This is a genomic window from Roseateles toxinivorans (assembly GCF_004362525.1).
Classification (GTDB): Bacteria; Pseudomonadota; Gammaproteobacteria; order Burkholderiales; family Burkholderiaceae_C; genus Paucibacter; species Paucibacter toxinivorans.
In genome coordinates, this window is the sequence record NZ_SNXS01000001.1 from 171,941 (window position 1) to 194,612 (window position 22,672).

The 22,672-nt window shown below is 65.4% G+C and carries 22 protein-coding genes; 19 read left to right on the forward strand and 3 right to left on the reverse strand.

Features of this window, described 5'->3' with window-relative positions:
- Genes DES47_RS00765 through DES47_RS00780 form a run of 4 tightly spaced genes read left to right on the forward strand, consistent with a single transcriptional unit; the run spans position 1 to position 3,282 of the window.
- Positions 1-1,794 (forward strand): acyl-CoA dehydrogenase, encoded by a 1,794-nt coding sequence (locus tag DES47_RS00765; RefSeq protein WP_133698762.1) that lies wholly within the window; start codon positions 1-3, stop codon positions 1,792-1,794.
- Positions 1,781-2,002 (forward strand): hypothetical protein, encoded by a 222-nt coding sequence (locus DES47_RS00770; RefSeq protein WP_133698763.1) that lies wholly within the window; start codon positions 1,781-1,783, stop codon positions 2,000-2,002. The genes DES47_RS00765 and DES47_RS00770 overlap by 14 nt, the downstream gene beginning before the upstream one ends.
- Positions 2,003-2,030: 28 nt before the next feature.
- The gene (locus tag DES47_RS00775; protein WP_133698764.1) at positions 2,031-2,822 is read left to right on the forward strand and encodes an SDR family oxidoreductase; all 792 of its coding nucleotides are present in this window, start codon (positions 2,031-2,033) and stop codon (positions 2,820-2,822) included.
- Positions 2,823-2,826: 4 nt separating this feature from the next.
- Positions 2,827-3,282 (forward strand): PaaI family thioesterase, encoded by a 456-nt coding sequence (locus DES47_RS00780; protein WP_425057395.1) that lies wholly within the window; start codon positions 2,827-2,829, stop codon positions 3,280-3,282.
- 3 nt (positions 3,283-3,285) lie between these two features.
- Here the strand turns inward: DES47_RS00780 and DES47_RS29495 are convergent, their stop codons facing one another.
- Positions 3,286-4,848 (reverse strand): methyl-accepting chemotaxis protein, encoded by a 1,563-nt coding sequence (locus DES47_RS29495; RefSeq protein ID WP_133698766.1) that lies wholly within the window; start codon positions 4,846-4,848, stop codon positions 3,286-3,288.
- A 129-nt stretch (positions 4,849-4,977) separates the two neighbouring features.
- On the reverse strand, positions 4,978-5,829 hold the full coding sequence (locus DES47_RS00790; protein WP_166651799.1) for a substrate-binding periplasmic protein: 852 nt from the start codon (positions 5,827-5,829) through the stop codon (positions 4,978-4,980).
- Between the two features lie 169 nt (positions 5,830-5,998).
- On the opposite strand from DES47_RS00790, the gene DES47_RS00795 reads away from it, so the two are divergent.
- From DES47_RS00795 to DES47_RS00820, 6 genes are all read left to right on the forward strand, one after another.
- The gene (locus tag DES47_RS00795) at positions 5,999-7,018 is read left to right on the forward strand and encodes an NADP-dependent oxidoreductase (RefSeq protein ID WP_133698768.1); all 1,020 of its coding nucleotides are present in this window, start codon (positions 5,999-6,001) and stop codon (positions 7,016-7,018) included.
- Between the two features lie 8 nt (positions 7,019-7,026).
- On the forward strand, positions 7,027-7,479 hold the full coding sequence (locus DES47_RS00800) for a GNAT family N-acetyltransferase (protein WP_133698769.1): 453 nt from the start codon (positions 7,027-7,029) through the stop codon (positions 7,477-7,479).
- Positions 7,480-7,493: 14 nt separating this feature from the next.
- Positions 7,494-8,423, forward strand: coding sequence for a glutathione S-transferase family protein (locus tag DES47_RS00805; protein ID WP_133698770.1), 930 nt, complete (start codon positions 7,494-7,496; stop codon positions 8,421-8,423).
- Positions 8,424-8,435: 12 nt separating this feature from the next.
- Positions 8,436-9,347: an SDR family oxidoreductase gene (locus DES47_RS00810; RefSeq protein ID WP_133698771.1), complete on the forward strand. Its 912-nt coding sequence runs from the start codon at positions 8,436-8,438 to the stop codon at positions 9,345-9,347.
- 98 nt (positions 9,348-9,445) lie between these two features.
- Complete coding sequence (locus DES47_RS00815) at positions 9,446-10,723, forward strand: TIGR03862 family flavoprotein (RefSeq protein ID WP_133698772.1); 1,278 nt, start codon at positions 9,446-9,448, stop codon at positions 10,721-10,723.
- A gap of 42 nt (positions 10,724-10,765) precedes the next feature.
- Positions 10,766-11,914, forward strand: coding sequence for an aminotransferase class V-fold PLP-dependent enzyme (locus tag DES47_RS00820; RefSeq protein WP_133698773.1), 1,149 nt, complete (start codon positions 10,766-10,768; stop codon positions 11,912-11,914).
- 90 nt (positions 11,915-12,004) lie between these two features.
- Here DES47_RS00820 and DES47_RS00825 read toward each other — a convergent pair whose 3' ends face one another.
- Entirely contained in the window at positions 12,005-12,541 is a 537-nt protein-coding gene (locus DES47_RS00825) for a GAF domain-containing protein (protein ID WP_166651800.1), read from the reverse strand.
- A 146-nt stretch (positions 12,542-12,687) separates the two neighbouring features.
- On the opposite strand from DES47_RS00825, the gene DES47_RS00830 reads away from it, so the two are divergent.
- The 9 genes from DES47_RS00830 (at position 12,688) to pheS (ending at position 22,659) form a co-directional block, all read left to right on the forward strand.
- On the forward strand, positions 12,688-15,024 hold the full coding sequence (locus DES47_RS00830) for a Tex family protein (RefSeq protein WP_133698775.1): 2,337 nt from the start codon (positions 12,688-12,690) through the stop codon (positions 15,022-15,024).
- 39 nt (positions 15,025-15,063) lie between these two features.
- The gene (locus DES47_RS00835) at positions 15,064-16,377 is read left to right on the forward strand and encodes a tryptophan--tRNA ligase (protein ID WP_133698776.1); all 1,314 of its coding nucleotides are present in this window, start codon (positions 15,064-15,066) and stop codon (positions 16,375-16,377) included.
- 10 nt (positions 16,378-16,387) lie between these two features.
- Positions 16,388-17,458, forward strand: coding sequence for a patatin-like phospholipase family protein (locus DES47_RS00840; protein ID WP_133699667.1), 1,071 nt, complete (start codon positions 16,388-16,390; stop codon positions 17,456-17,458).
- A 95-nt stretch (positions 17,459-17,553) separates the two neighbouring features.
- The gene (locus DES47_RS00845) at positions 17,554-18,024 is read left to right on the forward strand and encodes a glycine zipper 2TM domain-containing protein (RefSeq protein ID WP_133698777.1); all 471 of its coding nucleotides are present in this window, start codon (positions 17,554-17,556) and stop codon (positions 18,022-18,024) included.
- Between the two features lie 214 nt (positions 18,025-18,238).
- Positions 18,239-20,158: a threonine--tRNA ligase gene (thrS, locus tag DES47_RS00850; RefSeq protein WP_133698778.1), complete on the forward strand. Its 1,920-nt coding sequence runs from the start codon at positions 18,239-18,241 to the stop codon at positions 20,156-20,158.
- A gap of 71 nt (positions 20,159-20,229) precedes the next feature.
- A complete protein-coding gene (infC, locus tag DES47_RS00855; protein WP_133698779.1) occupies positions 20,230-20,775 on the forward strand; it encodes a translation initiation factor IF-3 in 546 nt (181 codons plus the stop codon).
- A gap of 130 nt (positions 20,776-20,905) precedes the next feature.
- Positions 20,906-21,109 carry a 50S ribosomal protein L35 gene (gene rpmI / locus DES47_RS00860; protein WP_133698780.1) on the forward strand — a complete coding sequence of 68 codons (204 nt, stop codon included), beginning with the start codon at positions 20,906-20,908 and terminating at the stop codon, positions 21,107-21,109.
- A gap of 16 nt (positions 21,110-21,125) precedes the next feature.
- Positions 21,126-21,482 carry a 50S ribosomal protein L20 gene (rplT, locus tag DES47_RS00865; RefSeq protein WP_133698781.1) on the forward strand — a complete coding sequence of 119 codons (357 nt, stop codon included), beginning with the start codon at positions 21,126-21,128 and terminating at the stop codon, positions 21,480-21,482.
- A gap of 133 nt (positions 21,483-21,615) precedes the next feature.
- Positions 21,616-22,659 (forward strand): phenylalanine--tRNA ligase subunit alpha, encoded by a 1,044-nt coding sequence (pheS, locus tag DES47_RS00870; RefSeq protein WP_133698782.1) that lies wholly within the window; start codon positions 21,616-21,618, stop codon positions 22,657-22,659.
- Positions 22,660-22,672: the final 13 nt, after the last annotated feature.

The window sequence follows — 22,672 nt, forward strand, 5'->3', positions numbered from 1 at the left end:
ATGCGCCAAACCCTGGACTTCCTGCTCAACGATTGGCTCAAGGTGCAGGCCCTGACGCAGCGCCCGCGCTTCGCCGAGCATTCCGACGAGACCTTCACGGCGGTGCTCGACACCTGCGAGAAGATTGCCCGCGAGAAGTTCGCGCCGTTCAACCGCCTGGCCGACACGCAGGAGCCGCACTTCGACGGCGTGAAGGTGCATCTGCCCGAGGCCACCCATGCAGCGATGCTGACCTATGTCGGCTCGGGCATGCTGGCGGCCGCGCAGGACTACGAACTCGGCGGCATGCAACTGCCCTGCGTGATCGAGATGGCGGCCAATGCCTTCTTCAGCAAGGCCAGTGTGGCCATGGGCGGCTATGCGATGCTGACCAATGGCAATGCCAATCTGCTGATGGCCCATGGCACGGCGCTGCAGCGAGAGGTCTTTGCCAAGAACGAGTTTTCCGGTCGCTGGTTCGGCACGATGTGCCTGAGCGAGCCGCAGGCAGGCTCCAGCCTCAGCGATGTGGCGACGCGGGCTGTGCTGGAAGACGAGACCGACGCTTTGGGCCCTCGCTACCGGCTCAAGGGCAACAAGATGTGGATCTCGGCCGGCGAGCACGAGATCACCGAGAACATCATCCATCTGGTGCTGGCGAAGATCCCGGGGCCGGATGGCAAGACGGTGCCGGGCACGCGCGGTATCTCGCTGTTCATCTGCCCGAAGCACCTGGTCAACGAGCGGGCCGAACTGACCGGCGAGCGCAACGATGTGCAGCTGGCGGGCCTGAACCACAAGCTGGGCTACCGCGGCACGACCAACTGCCTGTTGAACTTCGGCGAGAACGGCGCCGGTGCTATAGCCTATCTGGTCGGCAAGCCCGGCGAGGGGCTCAAGTGCATGTTCCACATGATGAACGAGGCACGAATCGGCGTCGGCCTTGGCGCCACGATGCTGGGCTATGCCGGCTATGAGGCCAGTCTGGAATATGCGAAGCAGCGACCGCAGGGCAGGGCGACCGGGCCGGCCGGCAAGGACGCGAGCGCGCCGCAGCTGCCCATCATCGAACATGCCGATGTGAAGCGCATGCTGCTGGCGCAGAAGAGCTATGTCGAGGGCGCGCTGGCGCTGGAGTTGTATTGCGCGCGCCTGGTCGATGAGCTGCATACGGCCGACGACGAGGCCCGCGAGCAGGCCAGCCAGCTGCTGGATGTGCTGATCCCTATTGCCAAGAGCTGGCCCAGCGAGTGGTGCCTGGAAGCGAATTCGCTGGCCATCCAGGTGCTGGGCGGCTATGGCTACACACGGGACTTTCCCGTCGAGCAGTACTGGCGCGACAACCGCCTGAACATGATCCACGAGGGCACCCATGGCATCCAGGGCCTGGATCTGCTGGGCCGCAAGGTGGTGATGAATGGCGGCGCCGGTTTGACCCTGCTGGCAAAGCGGGTGAACGACACGATCGCCCGGGCCCAGCAGGTACCTGAGCTGGTGGACATGGCCCACCGCCTGGCCGCAGCGCTTCAGACCCTGGGCGCCGCTACCAAGGCCGCCTGGGCCACCGGCCTGCCGGAGGAGGCACTTGCCAATGCCACGCCGTACTTGCAGGCCTTCGGCCATGTGGTGCTGGCCTGGGTCTGGCTGGAGCTGGCCCTGGTGGCACAAAACAATGCGGAGCAGGCCTTTTATCGTGGCAAGCTCGCGGCAGCGCGCTATTTCTACGGCTACGAGCTACCGAAGGTGGCAGCCTGGCTGGAAGTGGTGCGCACGCGAGAGCCACTTTGCAAGGACCTGCCCCATGACTGCTTCTGATCCCAGCCCCGAAACGCACCCCGACCACAGCCGGCTGCACACCACCATCTGGGTGCTGATCTATGGCGGCCTGCTGGCGGTCTGCCTGTCGCTGTTCCTGCCCCGCGAGGCCGAATTGTTGAGCCTCGGGTTTCTGAGTGGCGGCGGTCTGGCGGTGGCGGTGGGCGCCGTGCTGCTGGTGATCCGCTCGCGCATGCCCGGCCCCTGAGTTTCCTTTTCTTCTAGCGAGTCAAGCCATGAGCACACCCGTCCAAACCCTGTTTGATCTCAGCGGCCGCACGGCGCTGATCACCGGCGGCTCGCGCGGCCTGGGCCTGCAGATTGCCGAGGCGCTGGGCGAGGCCGGTGCCAAGCTCGTGCTGACGTCGCGCAAGGCCGATGACCTGGAGCAGGCCATGGCCCACTTGCAGGGACGCGGCATCGAGGTCAGCTATGTGGCCGCCGACGCCAGTGACCCGACCCAGGCCCGCGAGGTCGTGGCCAAGGCAGTGCAGCATCTGGGTCATATCGACATCCTGGTCAACAATGCCGGCGCCACCTGGGGCGCACCGGCCGAGGAGCATCCGCTGGAGGCCTGGGACAAGGTCATGAACCTGAACATCCGCAGCCTGTTCGTGTTCGCCCAGGCGGTGGCCAAGGCCAGCATGATTCCGCAGCGTTTTGGTCGCATCATCAACGTCGCCTCCATCGCCGGCCTGAGCGGTAACCCGGCGATGATGACGACGATCGCCTACAACACCAGCAAGGGGGCGGTGGTCAACTTCACCCGTGCGCTGGCCGGCGAGTGGGGACAGCACGGCATCACCGTCAATGCGCTGGCGCCGGGCTTCTTTCCGAGCAAGATGACCCAGGGCCTGCTGGCCAAGGTTGGTGCCGAAAACCTGGCCGAGCATGCGCCGCTGCGCCGCCTTGGCGACGAGGATGATCTGAAGGGCGCAGCCCTGTTGTTTGCCAGTGCTGCGGGCAAGCACATCACCGGCCAGATCCTGGCGGTGGACGGCGGCGTCAGCGCCATTCATGGGTCCTGACGCGATGATGAAGCTCAAGTTCCCGGTCCACATACCTTTTGTCGAGCAGCTCGGCTTCGAGCTGCACAGCATGGGCGGTGGCCTGGCCGAGTTGCGCGTCGATCTGAACGAGGGCCATCTCAACTCATGGGAGGTGGCCCACGGTGGCGTGTTGATGACACTGCTGGACGTGGCCATGGCCCATGCGGCGCGCAGCGTGCACATGGACCTGCCGGGCATGGGGCCAGGTGTTGTCACCATCGAGATGAAGACCAGCTTCATGCGCCCCGGCGAGGGCTGCCTGCGCGCCGTCGGCAAGCTGCTGCATCGCTCGACGACCATGGCCTTCACCGAGGGCTCGGTGTTCGGTGACGATGGCAAGCTCTGCGCCCATGCCACCGCTACCTTCAAGTACCTGAAGGCGCTGCCGGGTCAGCGGCGCAGCCTGAAGACGCTGCAGCGCAAGGAGCCGGCCCCCTGAGCTTCAGTGCTGGGCGTTCAGCTTGAACACCGCCACCGCCTGCACCAGCTGGCCGGCCTGCTGTTTCAGGCTCTCCGCCGCGGCGGCGCTTTCTTCCACCAGGGCGGCGTTCTGCTGGGTGACCTGGTCCATCTGCGTGATGGCCTCGCCGACCTGGCTGACGCCCGAGCTCTGCTCGCGGCTGGCGGCGCTGATCTCGCCGACGATGTCGGTGACGCGGCGTATCGCGGCCACCACCTCCTCCATCGTCCGGCCGGCCTGATCGACCTGGGCCGTGCCCTGCTCGACCCGCTCGACGCTGGTGCCGATCAGCGACTTGATCTCCTTGGCCGCCTCGGCACTGCGCTGGGCCAGCGAACGCACTTCGCTGGCCACGACGGCGAAACCGCGGCCCTGCTCGCCGGCGCGCGCCGCTTCCACTGCGGCATTCAGCGCCAGGATATTGGTCTGGAAGGCGATGCCGTCGATGACCGAGATGATGTCGGCGATCTTGCGTGAACTCTCGTTGATGCCGCCCATCGTCTGCACCACCTGGGCCACGACCTCGCCGCCGCGGGCCGCCACCTCGGAGGCCCCCAGGGCCAGCTGATTGGCCTGCTGGGCGCTGTCAGCGTTGTTGCGCACGGTGGCGCCCAGCTCGTCCATCGTTGCCGCGGTCTCTTCCAGCGCGCTGGCCTGCTCCTCGGTGCGCTGGCTCAAATCGGCATTGCCCTGGGCGATCTCGGCGCTGCCGGTGGCCACGCTCTCGGCATTGCCGCGAACCACGGCAACGATGTCGCGCAGGCGTTCGCGCATCGCCTCCAGGGCCTGCAGCAGCTGCGAGGTCTCGTCCTTGCCGCTGGCTTTGAGACTGACCGTCATGTCGCCGTCGCTCATGCGCTGGGCGGCGTTCACCGCCTCGGCCAGCGGACGGGTGACATGGCGGCTGATTCCAATGCCCAGCCCGATGCCGGCGAGCACGCCGACCACGATCAGCACATAGGTGATGTTGCGGCTGCGCTGATACAGCGCGTCGTTGTCGTCGGAGACCTTCTTGGCGTTCTGCTCCTTCTGCTGCGACAGCTGGCTCAGGGCCTTGCCCAGGGCGATGCTGGGCGGAGCGAACTCGCCCTTCAGGTACTTGAGCGTGTCATTGGAGGTCGTCAGGTCGGTGATCTTGATGCGCTTGATCAGGTTCTCGGTAGCGGCTCTGTCCTTGTCCCACTCGCTGCGCACCTGGCTCAGCGCCTGCTTGCCCGCCTCGGTGCCGAACAGCGGCGCGGCCTGGTCGACCAGGCTCAGGGCCAGGTCCTTGCCCTTCTGGGCATTGACCAGAAAGGCCTCGCGCTCCTCTCCATCCGTGGCCAGGATGGCGTCGCGCAACGCCACCACGCTCTTCAGGCGCTCGACATTGGCCTCCTTGATCAGCGACAGACCTATGGTCTCCCGCTCATACAGCACCGTGTCGGCGTCGTTGATGGCACTCATATTGCCGACGGCGAACAGGCCGATGAAGGCGCCTATCAGCGCCACCACCAGAAAGGCGGCGACGAGCTTGACGGAGGTCTTGTAGTTTGACAGCTGCATGGATGAAGTTCCCGTGGCCCGGCAGGTCATCTATTCCAACTCAATCAGGCCGATTCACGATGTGCAAAAAGAAGCGCTTTTGACCGCTTTTGCATTTCAATGATCGGCGCACTCCATCAGCGCACCGGCTCAGTTCAGCCAGAACGGCGGCTCGGCCGGCGGCACACCGGCAGGCAGCGGATAGTCGATGCGAATGATGAGCCGGCGCTTGAGCTGCGCCCGGGCCAGGGTCGGACCGAACTCGCGCAGGAACAGGGCCTTGAACGAGCCGTCGTTGCGGATGATCTGCAGGCCCCGCTCGAAGCGCTGTCGCAGTGCCACATCCTTTTTGTTGAACAGGAAGTACACCGGCAGCGGATAGGCCAGGGCAAGCCGTGGTTCGACCATCAGCTGGGTCAGTTCAGGGTGCTGCTCCAGCTCTGCCCAGGCTTCGTGCAGGCCGCGGTGGAAATACTGGAAGCGGCCGGCCTCCAGCATCGCCAGCAGGTTCTCGGTTTGGCTCACGCCGACCACGGGCAGACCGTTGCGCTCGAACAGCTTGAAATCGGTCCACTGCGCACCGAAACCGCCGACCAGATTGCGCAACTGCTCCAGCCCTTGAACCTGCGCAAAGAGCTCCTGATCCTTCCTGTGTATCAGCAGCAGCCGGTAGCCCAGGATGCCCTGGTGCAGATCGATCTTGATGGCATCGAACTCGGCCAGCCGCTCCTCGGACGGGGGCAGATAGAGCAGGCTGACCTCGCCCTGACGCAGCAGCGCCAGACAGCGGTCCTGGCTGGGGTCACGGCCGGTGGCAAGCGGGAGCAGGCGATCGATGCGGGTCCCGGGCAGACGCGTCTTGTCCAGTATCAGCTGCGCCAGGGCGATGCGGTAGCCGTAGCGGCTGCTGTCGGCCTGGCAGATGCGCAGGTTGTCGCCCGCCACCAAGCCCGGCAGAAGCAGGCAGGCGGCCAGCCAGACGCGCTGGATCCATTGTTTCATCTCGCCCATATCGGGTGCAGTCTAGCCCCGGGATATGACAAAAATGAAAAAAATATCGCGGGCGAGCCGTCGCAGTGGCGGGCGGCACTCCTTGTCGCCAAAGGGACGCCGGCAGGGCGGCGCACATGGTTCAATCCGTCGATTCCGAATCGATGTGCAAGGAGACACCATGAGCCAGATCAATCGCCAAATCCAATTGGCCTCGCGTCCCACCGGCGAGCCCAGTGTCGACAACTTCAAGCTGGTCGAGCTGCCCCTGCCCGAACTGGCCGAGGGCCAGGTGCTGGTGCGCAACCACTATCTGAGCCTGGACCCCTATATGCGCGGCCGCATGAACGAGGGCAAGAGCTATGCCCAGCCGCAGCCGCTGGACCAGGTGATGATCGGCGGCACGGCCGGCGAGGTCGTGGCCTCGCGCAATGACTATTTCAAGGTCGGCGACAAAGTCGTCGGCATGGGCGGCTGGCAGGAGTACCAGCTGGTCAGCGCCGAGCAGCGCGGTGCGCTGCAGAAAGTGGATACCACCCATATTCCCTTGTCGGCCTACCTCGGCGCCGTCGGCATGCCCGGCGTCACCGCCTGGTACGGCCTGGTGAAGATCATCAACCCCAAGGCCGGCGAGACGGTGGTCGTCAGCGCCGCCAGCGGTGCCGTGGGCGGCGCCGTGGGCCAGCTGGCCAAGGTGCGTGGTGCCCGTGCCGTGGGCCTGGCCGGCGGGCCGGAAAAGTGCCGCCAGGTGGTCGAGGAGCTGGGCTTCGACGCCTGCATTGACTACAAGCAGCATCGCGACCTGAAGTCGCTGTCGGCGGCGCTGAAGGCCGAGTGCCCGAACGGCATCGACGGCTATTTCGAAAACGTCGGTGGCATGATTCTCGACGCCGTGCTGCTGCGTGCCAATGCCTTCAGCCGCGTCGCCATGTGCGGCATGATCTCGGGCTACAACGGCGAGCCGATCCCGATGCAGTATCCGCAGCTGATACTCACCAACCGCATGAAGATAGAGGGTTTCATCGTCAGCGAGCACATGGACATCTGGCCCGAGGCGCTGAAGGAGCTGGGCACGCTGGTGGCCACCAAGAAACTGAAGTACCGCGAGACGGTGGCCGAAGGCATTGCCGCCGCCCCCGAGGCTTTTCTGGGCCTGCTGAAGGGCAAGAATTTCGGCAAACAATTGGTGAAGCTGATCTGAACCTCACCATGGCTTTGAGTTGGACCTGCAAGCCCTTTTCAGGGCTGACGGCGGCCGAGCTGTACCAGGCGCTGCAGCTGCGTTCCGAGGTGTTCGTGATCGAGCAGCAATGCATCTATCTGGACCCCGACGGGCTGGACCCGCAGGCCTGGCATCTGTCAGGGCGCAATGACGGCCGGCTGCAGGCCTATCTGCGCCTGCTGCCGCCTGGCCTGAAGTCGGAGGAGCCGGTGATTGGCCGTGTCGTCACCGCGCCGGCCGCACGCGGTGGCGGCTTGGGTCGCCAGTTGCTGGTCCAGGCGCTGGTCGAGTGCGAGAAGCTGTGGCCGGGCCGGGCGCTGTTCCTGTCGGCCCAGGCCCATCTGCAATCCTTTTACGGGGGGCTGGGCTTTGTGCCCGTCAGCGAGCAATATGTCGAAGACGGCATTGCCCATGTGGACATGCGCCGCCCCGGCATCTGATTCTGGAGAGCACCATGAGCGAGCTGATACTTCATCACTATCCCGGGTCGCCGTTCTCGGAGAAGGTCCGGCTGGTGCTGGGCTACAAGCGCATGCACTGGCGCTCGGTGATCGTGCCGGTGGTAATGCCCAAGCCCGATGTGCTGGCGCTGACCGGTCGCTACCGGCGCACGCCGTTTCTGCAGATCGGCTCCGACATCTACTGTGACACGGCGCTGATCTGCCAGGTCATCGAGCAGCACCATCCGGAGCCGACGATCTACCCGGCTGCCGCCGCCGGAACGGGCCAGATTCTCGCCCAGTGGGCCGACACAGACCTGTTCTGGGTGGCAATTCCGTACACCATGCAGCCGGCCGGTGCGGCCGAGATCTTCAAGGGCGCGCCCCCCGAGTTCATGAAGGCCTTCGCCGCCGATCGCGCCGCGATGACGGCAGGCATGAAGCGCCCAAGCACCCGTGACGCCGCCGCCCAGCTGCACAGCTATCTGGTCTGGCTGGACGCGCTGCTGCACGATGGCCGCGCCTTCCTTTGCGGGGCCGAGGCCAGCGTGGCCGATTTCTCGGTGGCGCAAAGCGTCTGGTACATACGCCGGGCGCCCGCGGTGGCCGGCATCCTGCGGCCTTTCGAGCGGCTGGGGGCCTGGTTCGAGCGCGTCAACGCCTTCGGTCACGGCGTCTACCAGGCCATGAGCAGTGCCGAGGCCATCGCCCTGGCGGCCAGCCGCGGTCACCACGCGCCGGTATCCATCAATCCGGAGCTGGGCTATGAGGAAGATGAGGCGGTGACCGTGACCCCCATCGACTATGCCCAGGACCCGGTGGACGGCATGCTGGTGGGCCTGAGCCATGAGCGCGTCACGATCCAGCGCCAGGACGAACGCGCCGGCACCGTGCATGTCCATTTCCCGCGCATCGGGTATCAATTACGAAAAGCCCAGGATTAATCAGCAGCACATATGAAGCAATTTCAAGGCAAGACCGCCGTCATCACCGGCGCGGGTTCGGGTTTCGGGCTGGAGCTGGCGCGCCTGGCCGCCGTCAAGGGCATGAATCTGGTGTTGTGCGATGTGCAGCAGGACGCGCTGGACAAGGCCGTCGCCGAGTTGAAGGCCAGCGGTGTGCCGATACTGGCGCAGCGTGTCGACGTCGCCAAGGCCGAGCAGATGCAGGCGCTGGCCGATGCGGTGCAGCAGCGCTTCGGTGCGCCGCACCTGGTGTTCAACAATGCCGGCGTCGGTGCCGGCGGCCTGATCTGGGAGCACACGCTCAAGGATTGGGAGTGGGTGATAGGCGTCAATCTGATGGGTGTGGCCCATGGCGTGCGCCTGTTCACGCCGATGATGCTTGCGGCGGCCAAGGCCGATCCGGCCTATGAGGGCCATATCGTCAACACCGCCTCGATGGCCGGCATGCTCAATGCACCGAATATGGGCGTCTACAACGTCAGCAAGCATGCGGTGGTGGCGATGAGCGAGACGCTGTACCAGGACCTGCGCCTGGTCACCGACCAGATCAGCGCCTCGGTGCTGTGCCCCTTCTTCGTGCCCACCGGCATCCATCAGAGCGAGCGCAACCGCCCGGCCGAGCTGTCCGAGGCAGATGCCAAACCGACCCAGAGCCAGCTGATCGGCCAGGCCATGAGCGGCAAGGCGGTGACCAGCGGCAAGCTGACCGCGGCCCATGTCGCCCAGCTGGTGATGGATGCCGTCGAGGCCGACCGGTTCTATATCTTCAGCCATCCCAAGTCGCTGGCCACGGTGCAGACCCGGCTGGAAGACGTGATGCTGCAGCGCAACCCGACCGACCCCTTTGCCGGCAAGCCCGAGCTGGGGGCGCAGCTGAGGGCGGCGCTGCGCGCCACAGCCTAAGACCTTGAGTGCCGGACCTTGCCGTACCCGGCAAGCTCGGGCACCAACTGACTGGCGCCTGTGGCACACTCGCGCGCCCTGATTGCCTGAGGTCGCCCATGTCCACACCCCCCGCCGAATCACCCCGCTGTGCCGTGATCGGGGGCGGGCCCGCGGGGCTGATGGCCGCGCAGGAGCTGCGCGAGGCCGGCGTCGAGGTCCATGTGTTCGATGCCATGGCCTCGGTGGGCCGCAAATTCCTGCTTGCCGGCAAGGGCGGCCTGAACCTCACGCACTCGGAAGACTTCGAGCCCTTCTGCAGCCGCTTTGCCGAGCGCCGCGCCCAGATCGAGCCTATGTTGCGCGCCTTTGGCCCGGAGCAGACCCGCGCCTGGGCCAAGGGCCTGGGCATAGACACCTTCGTCGGCACCTCGGGCCGCGTGTTCCCGACCAGCCTGAAGGCCGCGCCCTTGCTGCGCGCCTGGCTGCACCGGCTGCGTGAGGCCGGCGTGCAATTCCATATGCGCCACCGCTGGCAGGGCTGGGCAGACGACGGCGCGCTGCGCTTCAGCACGCCGCAGGGCGACGTCACCGAGCGCTTCGACGCCGTCGTGCTGGCACTGGGCGGCGCCAGCTGGCCGCAGCTGGGGTCGGACGGCAGCTGGTGCCAGGTCTTGGCACCGCTGGGTGTGGACATCGCGCCGCTGCGCCCGGCCAATTGCGGTTTCGATGTGGCGCCCACCCCGGCCCATCCGGATGCGCCCGGCTGGAGCGCCGTCTTCGGCAGCCGCTTCGCCGGCGAGCCCATCAAGCCGGTGGCGCTGCAGTTCACCGGCAGCGATGGCCGCGAGTTCCGCCGCCAGGGCGAGTTCGTCGTCACCACCACCGGTGTCGAGGGCAGCCTGATCTATGCCGTCTCGGCCCAGCTGCGTGACGAGATCGCCGCCCAGGGCCGCGCCACCTTCCATCTGGACCTGCTGCCCGACCGTGATGCCGCCTTCGTGCTCGCCGAGGTCACCCGCCCGCGCGGTCCGCGCTCGCTGGCCACGCACCTGAAGAGCCGCTTGGGGCTACAGGGCGTCAAGGCCGGCCTGCTGCATGAGTTCCTCGGCAAGGAGGCCTATAACGACCCGCAGCAGCTGGCCGTCGCGCTGAAGGCCCTGCCGGTTTCCGTGCATTCCGCCCGGCCGGTGGCCGAAGCCATCAGCACCGCTGGTGGTGTGCGTTTCGAGGGGTTGACCGAAGGCCTGATGCTGCACACCAGGCCCGGCCTGTTCGTGGCCGGGGAGATGCTGGACTGGGAAGCGCCTACCGGTGGCTATCTGCTGACGGCCAGCCTTGCCAGCGGTAGGGTTGCCGGGCAGGGCGCGGCGGCCTTCCTGCGCGGGCGGTGCTAAGCTGGCTGACCAGCCTTTCTCCATCCAAAAAAGGGGACTTCCATGCCCGGTTTGCTGCCCGAAATCGATCCCGACGGCCTGCTCGAATACTCGGTGGTGTTCACCGATCGCGCGCTGAACCATATGTCGGCCAAGTTCCAGCAGGTGATGCGCGATATCTCGGGCACCTTGAAGGAGGTCTACAAGGCTCGCTCGGCCATCGTCGTGCCGGGCAGCGGCACCTTCGGCATGGAGGCGGTGGCCCGCCAGTTCGCCACCGGCCAGAAGGCCCTGGTGATACGCAATGGCTGGTTCAGCTTTCGCTGGACGCAGATCTTCGACATGGGCCACATCCCGACCGAACACTCGGTGCTGAAGGCGCGGCCGGTGGCCAGCGGTCGTCAGGCGGCTTTTGCGCCGGCACCGATTGACGAGGTCGTGGCCGCGATCCGCGAACAGCGCCCTGCGGTGGTGTTTGCGCCCCACGTCGAGACCGCCGCCGGCATCCTGCTGCCCGACGCTTATCTGAAGGCCGTGGCCGACGCCGTCCACGAGGTCGGCGGCCTGTTCGTGCTGGACTGCATTGCTTCCGGCGCGATCTGGGTAGACATGCAGGCCACCGGCGTGGACGTGCTGATCAGCGCGCCGCAAAAGGGCTGGAGCGGTTCGCCCTGCTGCGCCTTCGTGATGCTCGGCGATCGCGCCCGCGCCGCCATCGATGCCACCACCAGCAGCAGCTTTGCCGCCGATTTGAAAAAGTGGCTGCAGATCATGGAAACCTATGAGGGCGGCGGCCATGCCTACCACGCCACCATGCCCACCGATGCGCTGACCGTCACCCGCGACGTGATGCTTGAAACCAAGGCCTACGGCTTCGACAAGCTGCGCGCCGAGCAACAGGAGCTGGGCCGGAAGGTGCGTACGCTGCTGGCCGCCAGGGGCCTGCGCAGTGTCGCCGCCGAGGGCTTCCAGGCACCGGGCGTGGTCGTCAGCTATACCGATGACGCCGGCCTGCACACGGGCAAGGCCTTCCTCGGCGAGGGCCTGCAGACGGCTGCCGGTGTGCCGCTGCAGTGCGACGAGCCGGCCGACTTCAAGACCTTCCGCATCGGTCTGTTTGGCCTGGACAAACTGCACAACATCGACCGTACGGTGGCGAGTCTCGACGCGGCCCTGTGTCGCATCCTGGGTGAGGCGCGCGCGGCGGCCTGAGCCTGTTCATGGGGCGATCAAGGGCGCCGGCTCACGGCAGCGTCATGGCCCCCTTGCCGGGCGCTTTCGGATGCGCGCAACTTGACCCCATCACTGCTCAAATGCCGTCCCGCCCTGCTCACCCTGGGCCTTCTTCAGCGCAAAGCCCAGCAGGGTGCCCACTTGGCGCAGGTACTCGATATGGGCCGTTGTCCACTCGAGGATGTCGGTCGTGTTCTCGCAACAGAACAGGCCGTAGGGCGCGCCCCCGATATTGATGCCGACGTCCAGCAGCGAGTAGATGCCCAGAGGCTCAAAGTAGATCTCGTTGAAGCAACTGGTCACGGCGTTGGCGCGGGCGTTGGCGGCAACGATCAGATTGTCCTGGCGCATGGCCTCGAAGTAGGGGCCGAAGTCGTCCTCCTTCAGGACCGCACCTGCACTCCACTGGGCGTCGGTGCGGTCATACAGGCGCAGGCACTCGATGCTGTCGCGCAGCAGGGGGTCGGGGTAGCGCCACAGGCTGGCCCGCGTGCAGCCCATCTCCTCGGCCAGGGCATGGGTCAGCTTGCGGTAGAAGAGGTCGGCCTCGAAGCTGCCGTCCATGAGGCCTTTGGAAAGGGCCAGGACACGGGGTTTGTCGAACATGGGTGCTCCTGTCAGATGGGGCGGGAGTGGTGTCGTTTTTGTCATTTCGGCCGGTTCCTCCGAAGCTTGAGGGCCTGGCGTCACCCTGTGGCAAACTCGCGCTCCCCATTTCTCGCCTTGCTTCTTTCTACGCACTGAGTCCCGCCTTGGAAAAGATCCTGCTTCAAATCGCGGCCGAGCTGAAAGTTCGGCCGGCGCAAGTCACTGCCGCGGTGCAGCTGCTCGACGGGGGCGCCACCGTCCCCTTCATTGCCCGCTACCGCAAGGAGGCCACCGACGGCCTGGACGACACCCAGCTGCGTGATCTGGAAGCCCGCCTGGGCTATCTGCGCGAGCTGGAGGAGCGCCGCGCCGCGGTGCTGAAGAGCATCGAGGAGCAGGGCAAGCTGACGCCGGAGCTGCGTGCTGCGATCGAAACGGTGCCGACCAAGCAGGAGCTGGAAGACATCTACCTGCCGTTCAAGCCGCGCCGCCGCACCAAGGCGATGATCGCCCGCGAGGCCGGCATCGAGCCCTTGGCTGACAAGCTGTTCGCCGATCCATCGCTGGATCCTCTTGAACAGGCGGCAGCCTTCATCAACGCCGATGGCGGTTTCGCCGATGCCTATGCCGTGCTCGACGGCGTGCGCGACATCCTGTCCGAGCGCTGGGCCGAGGATGCGGCCCTGGTCGGCAAGCTGCGTGAGTGGCTGTGGGAGGAGGGCCGTTTCCAGTCGAAGCTGATGGCCGGCAAGGACGAGAATAACCCCGACATCTCCAAGTTCCGCGACTACTTCGACTACGAGGAGTCCATCAAGACCGTGCCCTCGCACCGCGCGCTGGCCGTGTTCCGTGGCCGCACCCAGGAGTTCCTGGACGCCAAGCTGGTGCTCGATGAAGAACTGGTGCCTGGGCAACCCAGCCTGGCCGAAGGCCGCATCGCCCGCCACCTCGGCTGGAGCCACGCCAAGCGCGCCAGCGACGACCTGATTCGCAAGAGCATCAGCTGGTGCTGGAAGGTCAAGCTCTCCTTGAGCCTCGAGCGCGATCTGTTCGGCCGCCTGCGCGACGACGCCGAGAAGGTGGCGATCAAGGTCTTTGCCGAGAACCTGCGCGACTTGCTCCTGGCTGCCCCGGCCGGCAAGCGCGTCGTGATGGGCCTGGATCCCGGAATACGCACCGGCGTCAAGGTGGCCGTGGTCAGCGACACCGGCAAGGTGCTGGACACCCATACCGTCTATCCGCACGAACCGCGCAAGGACTGGGAAGGCTCCATCCACACCTTGGGCCGCCTGTGCGCGACCCACGGCGTGAACCTGATCGCCATCGGCAACGGCACGGCCAGCCGCGAGACCGACAAGCTGGCCGCCGATCTGATCAAGCGCATCCAGCAGCTGGCGCCCGGCACCCACATCGAGAAGATGGTGGTCAGCGAATCGGGGGCATCGATCTATTCGGCTTCCGAGTTCGCCAGCAAGGAGCTGCCGGATCTCGATGTGAGCCTGCGCGGGGCCGTCTCCATCGCCCGCCGGCTGCAGGATCCGCTGGCCGAGCTGGTCAAGATTGATCCGAAGAGCATAGGCGTCGGCCAGTACCAGCATGACGTCAACCAGAGCGAGCTGGCCCGCACCCTGGACGCCGTCGTCGAGGACTGCGTGAATTCCGTTGGAGTGGACCTGAACACCGCCTCGGCGCCGCTGCTGTCGCGCGTGTCGGGCCTGAGCAATGCGGTGGCGGCCAGCATCGTGCGCTGGCGCGACAGCAACGGCGCGTTCAAGAACCGCAAGCAGCTGATGGATGTGGCCGGCCTCGGAGCCAAGACCTTCGAGCAGGCGGCAGGCTTTCTGCGCATCAGCGGCGGCGACAACCCGCTGGACTTCTCTGGCGTGCACCCCGAGACCTATTCGGTGGTCGAGCGCATCCTGAAGGCCGTCAACAAGCCGGCCGTCGAGGTGATGGGCCGCAGCGACGTGATCCGCAGCTTGAAGCCCGAGGCCTTTGCCGACGACAAGTTCGGTGCGATCACGGTCAAGGACATCCTCGCCGAGCTGGAGAAGCCCGGCCGTGATCCGCGCCCCGACTTCAAGGTGGCCCGCTTCAACGAGGGCGTCGAGGACATCAAGGACCTGCAGCCGGGCATGATTCTCGAAGGCACGGTCAGCAACGTCGCCCAGTTCGGCGCCTTCGTCGATCTGGGCGTGCACCAGGACGGCCTGATCCACGTCAGTCAGCTCGCCAACCGCTTCGTCACCGACGCGCGCGAGGTGGTGAAGACCGGTGACGTCGTGCGCGTCAAGGTGCTGGAGGTGGACCTGGCCCGCAAGCGCATCTCGATCACGATGAAGCTCGACGCAACGCCCGCGCCGAAGGGTGGCAACAAGAGCGACAACAGCTTCCGGCCGGCCGCGCGCAATGAGCGTTCGGGCGGCGGTGCTGCACGGCCCGCGCCGCAGGCCAGTGGCCCCTCGGCGATGGCCGCGGCCTTCGCCAAGCTGAAGTCCTGATAAAAGTAGACTCGGCGCATCACGACAGAGAGAAGAGCAATGGTTCAGCGCGTTTTGACCGGCATCACCACCACGGGCACCTTGCACCTGGGCAACTACGTGGGGGCGGTGCGCCCGGCCATTGCGGCCAGCCGCGAGAGCGGGGCCGAGAGCTTCTTCTTCATGGCGGACTATCACGCCCTGATCAAGTGCGACGAGCCCGACCGCATCGAGACCTCGCGCCTGCAGATCGCCGCCACCTGGCTGGCCGCCGGGCTGGACACCTCGCGCGTGACCTTCTACCGCCAGAGCGATATCCCCGAGATCCCGGAGCTGACCTGGCTGCTGACCTGCGTCACGTCCAAGGGCCAGATGAACCGGGCGCATGCCTACAAGGGCGCGGTCGATGCCAATCTGGCCGCGGGCGAGGACCCGGATGCCGGCATCACGATGGGCCTATACAGCTACCCGATCCTGATGGCCGCCGACATCCTGATGTTCAATGCTCACCGCGTGCCGGTCGGCCAGGACCAGGCCCAGCACATCGAGATGACGCGCGACGTGGCCCAGCGCTTCAACCATCTGTTCGGCCAGGGCAGGGAGTTCTTCGTCCTGCCCGAGGCGGACATCGAGAAGGAAATGGCCCTGCTGCCGGGCCTGGACGGCCGCAAGATGTCCAAGAGCTACGACAACGCGATTCCGCTGTTCGAGGGTGGCGCCAAGGGCCTGAAAGAGGCGATTGCGCGCATCGTCACCGACTCCAAACTGCCCGGCGAACCCAAGGACCCGGACGGCTCGCATCTGGTGACGATTTATGACGCCTTCGCCACCCCGGCTCAGCGTGCGGAGTTCCGCCAGCAGCTGCGCGAGGGCCTGGCCTGGGGCGAGGCCAAGCAGCGGCTGTACGACCTGATCGAGGCCGAGATCGGCCCCATGCGCGCGCGCTACGACGCGCTGCTGGCGCATCCGGAGAAGATCGAGGCCATCCTGCTCGAAGGCGCGGCCAAGGCGCGTGCCATTGCCGCACCTTTCCTGGCGCAGCTGCGCGAGGCGGTTGGCCTGCGGCGTTTCACCGCCGTGGCGGCGGCGCCTCAGGCGGCCGTGGCTGCGAAGGCAAAGTCCGCGCTGCCGGTGTTCAAGCAATACCGCGAGCCCGATGGCAAGTTCTACTTCAAGCTGACCGATGCGCAGGGCAGGGTGCTGCTGCAAAGCGCCGGCCTGGAGCAGGGCAAGGCGGCGGGCCAGTGGGTGGCCAGGCTGAAGCAGGAAGGGGCGGCGGCGCTGGCCGAGGCTCCGGTGCAGCGCGGCGAGGCCGCCAGCGAGCAGGACGTGCTCGATGCGCTGGCCGCCCTGCAAGCCGCAGAGCAGGCCTGACGCCGCGCGGATGCAGGCACTGCACGTTCACGCCGGCCCCAAGGCGCGCCGGCATCTGCTGGAGCACGGCCTGCGCGCCAGCGATGTGCGCATCGTCCCGGCCGCGGCGGGCGGGCCCAAGGGCCTGATCCTCAATCCGCTGGACCAGTTCATCTTCGGCCCCTGGCTGGGTGGCACCGACCACACTATCCATTTGCTGGGTGCCTCGATCGGTGCCTGGCGCATGGCCACCGCCTGCCTGGCCGACCCGCAGGCCGAGTTCGAGGCGCTGGCCCAGGGCTATATCCATCAGCAGTACGCTGGTGAACCCGGCAAACGGCCCACCGCCCAGGCCGTGACCCAGGGCTTTGCGGCCAAGCTCGACGAGTGCTTCGGTGGCCGCGAGGGCCAGGTCTTGAGCCATCCGCGCTACCGCCTTCACATCTTCGCCTCGCGGGGCCGCCACATCCTCGGTCGCGAGGGGCGCCTGCGCACGCCGCTGGGCTATGCCGGCGCGTTCGCGGCCAATCTGCTGCAGCGCCGGGCCATGGGAGCCTGGTTGGAGCGGGTCGTGTTTTCAGACCCCCGCGAGGCACTTCCGCTGCCGCTGAGCGACTATCGCAGCCAAGTCGTGGCGCTAGCTGCCACCAACTTCCAGCCCAGCCTGCTGGCCAGTTGCTCGATCCCGTTCTGGCTGCAGGCGGTGCATGACATCCCCGGCGCACCGCTGGGCGCCTACTGGGACGGCGGCATCACCGACTACCACCTGCACCTGAACTACGCGCAGATGAGCGAGCCGGGGCTGGTGCTCTATCCGCACTTCCAGAAGACCGTGGTGCCCGGCTGGCTGGACAAGGCCTTGAAGCACCGCCATCGCGCCACCGCGGCGCTGGACAACGTCGTGCTGCTGACGCCCAACCCCGAGTGGGTACGCTCCCTGCCCAATGCCAAGCTGCCCGACCGCAACGATTTCACGCATTACGCGCTCGACGTGCCGGGTCGGGTCAAGGCCTGGCAAGGTGCTGTCGACGAAAGCCAGCGCCTGCGCGACGAATTCGCCGCGCTGACGCAGTTGAGCAGCGTGCCCAGCTTGGCACTGTGATGTAGCCAGATGTAACGGTGTTCAACCGATGGGCCTCGGCCACCGTTGAATCCTCGCGCGGGGCCAGGCCCCGAACCAATCCCAGTGGAGCGTCCATGAACCGCCTGTCCCGACTTCTGATACTCGTTCCCATCATCCTTGGCTTGGGCGCCTGCGCCCACCAGCGCCACCGGGATCAAGACCGCTACGGCCAGTACCCGGCGGCAGTGCCCGCCCAAGGCCAACAAACCCAGTACGGCACGGTGCGCAGCATCGAGCAGGCCCAGGCCGGGGCCAAGCAGGGCTCCGGCGGTGGTGCCCTGGCAGGTGCATTGATCGGCGGCGTGGTCGGCAACCAGATGGGCAGCGGCAACGGCCGGGCGGCCATGACGGCCATCGGCGTGATCGGCGGCGCCATTGCCGGTGATGCCATCGAGCGTGATGGCAGCGGTGGCGGCCACACGGTCTACCGTGTGCGCGTGCGCCTCGACCATGGCGGTGAAGCGCAATACGATTTCCGCGAGCTTGACGGCCTAAAGGTCGGAGACCGGGTGCGTCTGGAGAATGGCCGCCTGCACCGCACCTGAGCCGCTGATCAAGTTGACCTACAATGGAGCTATCCTGAATTTGCAAGAACTGGGGAAAGGCGCCATGGTTATGACACCGCGAACTACGACCTCAACCACCACCATGGTTTAGTCGGCCGCGACCACCCACGTCTTTTGCATATCAATCAAGCGCGGCCGATGCCGCGCTTTTTTGTTTTCCGGGCCCTTTTCGGCCACCCTTGCGGAGTTTTCTATGATCTCGATTCAATTGCCCGACGGTTCCAAACGCGAGTTTGAACAGGCCGTGACCGTGGCCGATGTGGCCGCCTCGATTGGCGCCGGTCTGGCCAAGGCCGCTCTGGCCGGCCGCGTGGGGCAGGGCGAAGGCGCCCGCGTCGTGGACACCAGCTACCTGATGGAGGCCGACACGCAACTGGCCATCATCACCGACAAGGACCCCGCCGGCCTGGAGGTTATCCGCCACTCGACGGCCCACCTGCTGGCCTATGCCGTCAAGGAGCTGTTCCCCGACGCCCAGGTCACGATAGGCCCGGTGATCGAGCATGGCTTCTTCTACGACTTCGCCTACAAGCGCCCGTTCACGCCCGAGGATCTGGTCGCCATCGAAGCCAAGATGACCGAGCTGGCCAAGAAGGACGAGAAGGTCGAGCGCCGCGTGCTGCCGCGCGACGAGGCGGTGGCCTACTTCAAGAGCCTGGGCGAGGACTACAAGGCCGAGATCATCTCCAGCATCCCGGCCGACCAGGATGTGTCGCTTTACCGCGAAGGCAAGTTCGAGGACCTGTGCCGTGGCCCCCACGTGCCCAGCACGGGCAAGCTCAAGCACTTCAAGCTGATGAAGGTGGCCGGCGCCTACTGGCGCGGCGATCATCGCAACGAGATGCTGCAGCGCATCTATGGCACGGCCTGGGCCAGCAAGGACGATTTGCAGCAGCATCTGAAGATGCTGGAGGAGGCAGAGAAACGCGACCACCGCAAGCTCGGCAAGGAGCTCGACCTGTTCCACATCGACGAGCATTCGCCCGGCACGGTGTTCTGGCACCCTAAGGGCTGGACGGTCTGGCAAGGCGTCGAGCAGTACATGCGCGCCGTCTATCGCGACAACGGCTATCTGGAGGTCAAGGGCCCGCAGATCCTTGACCAGGGCCTGTGGGAGAAGACGGGCCACTGGCAGAAGTACCGCGAGAACATGTTCACGACCGAGTCGGAGAAGCGTGACTACGCGCTCAAGCCGATGAACTGCCCCGGCCACATCCTGATCTTCAAGCAGGGCATCAAGAGCTACCGCGACCTGCCGCTGCGCTTCGGTGAGTTCGGCCAATGCCATCGCAACGAGCCCACCGGCGGCCTGCACGGCATCATGCGCGTGCGCGCCTTCACGCAGGACGACGGCCACATCTTCTGCACCGAAGACCAGATCCTGGAGGAGTGCGTCAACTACACGGCCCTGCTGCAGAAGGTCTATGCCGATTTCGGTTTCAGCAAGATCCTCTACAAGGTCGCCACGCGTCCCGAGGCTCGCATCGGCTCGGACGAAAGCTGGGACAAGGCCGAGGAAGCGCTGATCGAGAGCCTGCGCCGCTCCGGCTGCGAATTCATCATCTCGCCCGGTGACGGCGCTTTCTATGGCCCGAAGATCGAATACACGCTGAAAGACGCGCTGGGCCGCGAGTGGCAGTGCGGCACGATGCAGGTGGACTTCTTCATGGCCGAGCGCCTGGGCGCCGAGTACGTGACCGAGGCTGGCGACCGCAAGACACCGGTGATGCTGCACCGCGCCATCGTCGGTTCGCTGGAGCGTTTCATCGGCATCCTGATCGAAGAACATGCCGGCGCGCTGCCGACTTGGCTGGCTCCGGTGCAGGTGGTGGTGGCCAATATCACCGACGCGCAGGCCGATTACGTCCAGGAAATCGTGAAATCGCTGCAAAAACAAGGGCTTAGAGCAACGGCCGATTTGCGGAATGAGAAAATCACGTATAAAATCCGCGAGCATTCTTTGCAAAAGGTTCCGTTCATCCTTGTCGTTGGCGACAAGGAAAAGGCAAGCGGGGCCGTTGCGGTGCGCGCTCGGGGCAACCAGGACCTCGGCGTGATGCCCCTAGAAAACTTCATCCAGAAGCTGGCTAGTGACATCGCCCAGAAGGCTTGAAAGAGCTGCCGGGGCGCGCAAATCCATTGTTTGGGTCTCTCTGCCTTGAGGCTCTTTGAAAGGTAAGCACCATCGCTACTTTTGCCGACCGTCGTGCCATTCCTGAACGGAAGCACAGGCTGAACCGCGAGATCATGGCCCCGGAAGTCCGTTTGAACGGGCCGGAGAATGAGCCGCTGGGTATTGTGAGTGTCCAAGAAGCGCTGCGCATGGCCAGCGAATTGGACGTGGATCTGGTGGAAATTGCCGCGCAGGCGGATCCCCCGGTGTGCCGTCTGATGGATTACGGCAAGTTCAAGTACCAAGAGCAGAAGCGCGCGGCCGAGGCCAAGTCTAAGCAAAAGGTCATCGAGGTCAAGGAAGTGAAGTTCCGCCCCGGCACCGATGAGGGCGACTACGCGATCAAGATGCGCAATCTGCGCCGCTTCATCGCCGAAGACGGTGACAAGGGCAAGGTCACGCTGCGGTACCGCGGTCGTGAAATCACCCACCAGGACATCGGCATGCGCTTGCTGGAACGCATTCGCGACGAGTTGTCCGACGTGGCTGTGGTGGAGAACATGCCCAAGCTGGAAGGCCGGCAGATGATCATGGTGCTGGCGCCGAAAAAGCGCTGATGCATCGCTAGGGAATCAAGAGTTCGAACCATCGATTTGGTCATCGGTGGTTTGCAAGAAGCCCCAGCGGGCTTACAAGTCCGGCAAGAAGTTTGCTGGCGCCTGCTGGAGCAAATTAAAAGGAGCAGTCATGCCCAAAATGAAGACCAAGAGCGGCGCGAAAAAGCGTTTCCGCGTCCGTCCGGGTGGCACCGTCAAGCGTGGCCAGGCGTTCAAGCGCCACATCCTCACGAAGAAGTCCACGAAGGTCAAACGCCATTTGCGTGGCGCGACCAACGTGAATAAGAGCGATATGGGCTCCATCGCCCAAATGTTGCCCTCTGCTGGCCTCTGACTGAAGGAGAAGATATATGCCTCGCGTTAAACGTGGTGTAACGGCCCGTGCCCGTCACAAGAAAGTCCTCGCCCTTGCCAAGGGTTACCGCGGTCGCCGCAAGAATGTCTTCCGTATCGCCAAACAGGCGGTAATGAAGGCTGGGCAATATGCCTACCGTGACCGTCGTACCCGCAAGCGCGTGTTCCGCCAGCTCTGGATTGCCCGTATCAATGCGGCCAGCCGTGAGTTGGGGCTGACGTACAGCAAGTTTGTGGCCGGCCTGAAAAAGGCCCAGATCGACATCGACCGCAAGGTCTTGGCCGATCTGGCCGTGCGTGACCCCGCTGCTTTTGGCAGCATCGTCGCCAAGGTGAAGGCCCATCTCGCTTGAAGCTGAAGCCGTGCGGGCCGCAAGGCCTGCGCGGTGACAGCCGCCCCTGGCGCTCTTGCGCTTGGGGCGAGTTCCAAAGGCCGACACCTGGTGTTCGGCCTTTTTTATTTGCTTTTCTATTCACTGCGATCCGATGAACGACCTCGATCAACTGGTGCTCAGCGCCCAGGGCGAATTCGCGACGGCCGCCACGCCGGCCGAGCTTGAGAATGCCAAGGCGCGCTTTTTGGGCAAGGCCGGTCGCGTGACCGAGCTGCTCAAGGGCATGGCCGCACTCTCGCCCGAAGAGAAGAAGTCTCGCGGCGCCGAGATCAATCTGGTCAAGCAGCGCATCGAGAACGCGCTCACCGCCCGCCGCCAGGCGCTGGCCGACGCCGAGCTGGAGGCGCAGCTGAAGGCCGAGGCGCTGGATGTGACGCTACCCGGCCGCCAGCGTGGCACCGGCGCGCTGCACCCGATCACCCGCGCGATGGAGCGCATCGAGGCGATCTTCGGATCGATGGGTTTCGAGGTCGCCGACGGCCCCGAGATCGAGACCGACTGGTTCAGCTTCACGGCGCTGAACAATCCGGAGAACCATCCGGCGCGGTCGATGCAAGACACCTTCTACGTCGACATGAAGGACGAGCAGGGCAGCTGGTACAACCTGCGCCCGCACACCTCGCCGATGCAGATCCGCTATGCCCAGGCCCATGCGCGCAAGTACGCCGGTCAGGAGCATATGCCCGATATCCGCGTGATCGCGCCGGGCCGCACCTACCGGGTGGACAGCGACGCGACGCATTCGCCTATGTTCCACCAGGTCGAGGGCCTGTGGGTCGGCGAGAACGTCAGCTTCAAGGACCTGAAGGCCGTCTATGTGAACTTCATGCAGCAGTTCTTCGAGACGACGGACATGGAGATCCGCTTCCGCCCCAGCTACTTCCCCTTCACCGAACCCAGCGCCGAGATCGACATGATGTTCGGCTCCGGTCCGCTGAAGGGCCGCTGGCTGGAGGTGTCGGGCTCGGGCCAGGTGCATCCGCAGGTGATACGCAATATGGGGCTGGACCCCGAGCGCTACATCGGCTTCGCCTTCGGTTCCGGCATCGACCGCCTGGCCATGCTGCGTTATGGCGTGAACGACCTGCGCCAGTTCTTCGACGGCGATCTCCGCTTCCTGTCGCAATTCAAGTAAACGAGTCCCGTCC

Coding starts and splice junctions, on each gene's coding strand:
- DES47_RS00845 (WP_133698777.1), top strand. CDS start 17,554: ATGAACCGCCTGTCCCGACTTCTGATACTCGTTCCCATCATCCTTGGC.
- DES47_RS00800 (WP_133698769.1), top strand. CDS start 7,027: ATGGCTTTGAGTTGGACCTGCAAGCCCTTTTCAGGGCTGACGGCGGCC.
- DES47_RS00790 (WP_166651799.1), bottom strand. CDS start 5,829: ATGAAACAATGGATCCAGCGCGTCTGGCTGGCCGCCTGCCTGCTTCTG.
- DES47_RS00765 (WP_133698762.1), top strand. CDS start 1: ATGCGCCAAACCCTGGACTTCCTGCTCAACGATTGGCTCAAGGTGCAG.
- thrS (WP_133698778.1), top strand. CDS start 18,239: ATGATCTCGATTCAATTGCCCGACGGTTCCAAACGCGAGTTTGAACAG.
- DES47_RS00825 (WP_166651800.1), bottom strand. CDS start 12,541: ATGTTCGACAAACCCCGTGTCCTGGCCCTTTCCAAAGGCCTCATGGAC.
- DES47_RS00770 (WP_133698763.1), top strand. CDS start 1,781: ATGACTGCTTCTGATCCCAGCCCCGAAACGCACCCCGACCACAGCCGG.
- DES47_RS00810 (WP_133698771.1), top strand. CDS start 8,436: ATGAAGCAATTTCAAGGCAAGACCGCCGTCATCACCGGCGCGGGTTCG.
- DES47_RS00780 (WP_425057395.1), top strand. CDS start 2,827: ATGATGAAGCTCAAGTTCCCGGTCCACATACCTTTTGTCGAGCAGCTC.
- DES47_RS00815 (WP_133698772.1), top strand. CDS start 9,446: ATGTCCACACCCCCCGCCGAATCACCCCGCTGTGCCGTGATCGGGGGC.
- pheS (WP_133698782.1), top strand. CDS start 21,616: ATGAACGACCTCGATCAACTGGTGCTCAGCGCCCAGGGCGAATTCGCG.
- rplT (WP_133698781.1), top strand. CDS start 21,126: ATGCCTCGCGTTAAACGTGGTGTAACGGCCCGTGCCCGTCACAAGAAA.
- DES47_RS00805 (WP_133698770.1), top strand. CDS start 7,494: ATGAGCGAGCTGATACTTCATCACTATCCCGGGTCGCCGTTCTCGGAG.
- DES47_RS00795 (WP_133698768.1), top strand. CDS start 5,999: ATGAGCCAGATCAATCGCCAAATCCAATTGGCCTCGCGTCCCACCGGC.
- DES47_RS00840 (WP_133699667.1), top strand. CDS start 16,388: ATGCAGGCACTGCACGTTCACGCCGGCCCCAAGGCGCGCCGGCATCTG.
- DES47_RS00835 (WP_133698776.1), top strand. CDS start 15,064: ATGGTTCAGCGCGTTTTGACCGGCATCACCACCACGGGCACCTTGCAC.
- rpmI (WP_133698780.1), top strand. CDS start 20,906: ATGCCCAAAATGAAGACCAAGAGCGGCGCGAAAAAGCGTTTCCGCGTC.
- DES47_RS29495 (WP_133698766.1), bottom strand. CDS start 4,848: ATGCAGCTGTCAAACTACAAGACCTCCGTCAAGCTCGTCGCCGCCTTT.
- DES47_RS00775 (WP_133698764.1), top strand. CDS start 2,031: ATGAGCACACCCGTCCAAACCCTGTTTGATCTCAGCGGCCGCACGGCG.
- DES47_RS00820 (WP_133698773.1), top strand. CDS start 10,766: ATGCCCGGTTTGCTGCCCGAAATCGATCCCGACGGCCTGCTCGAATAC.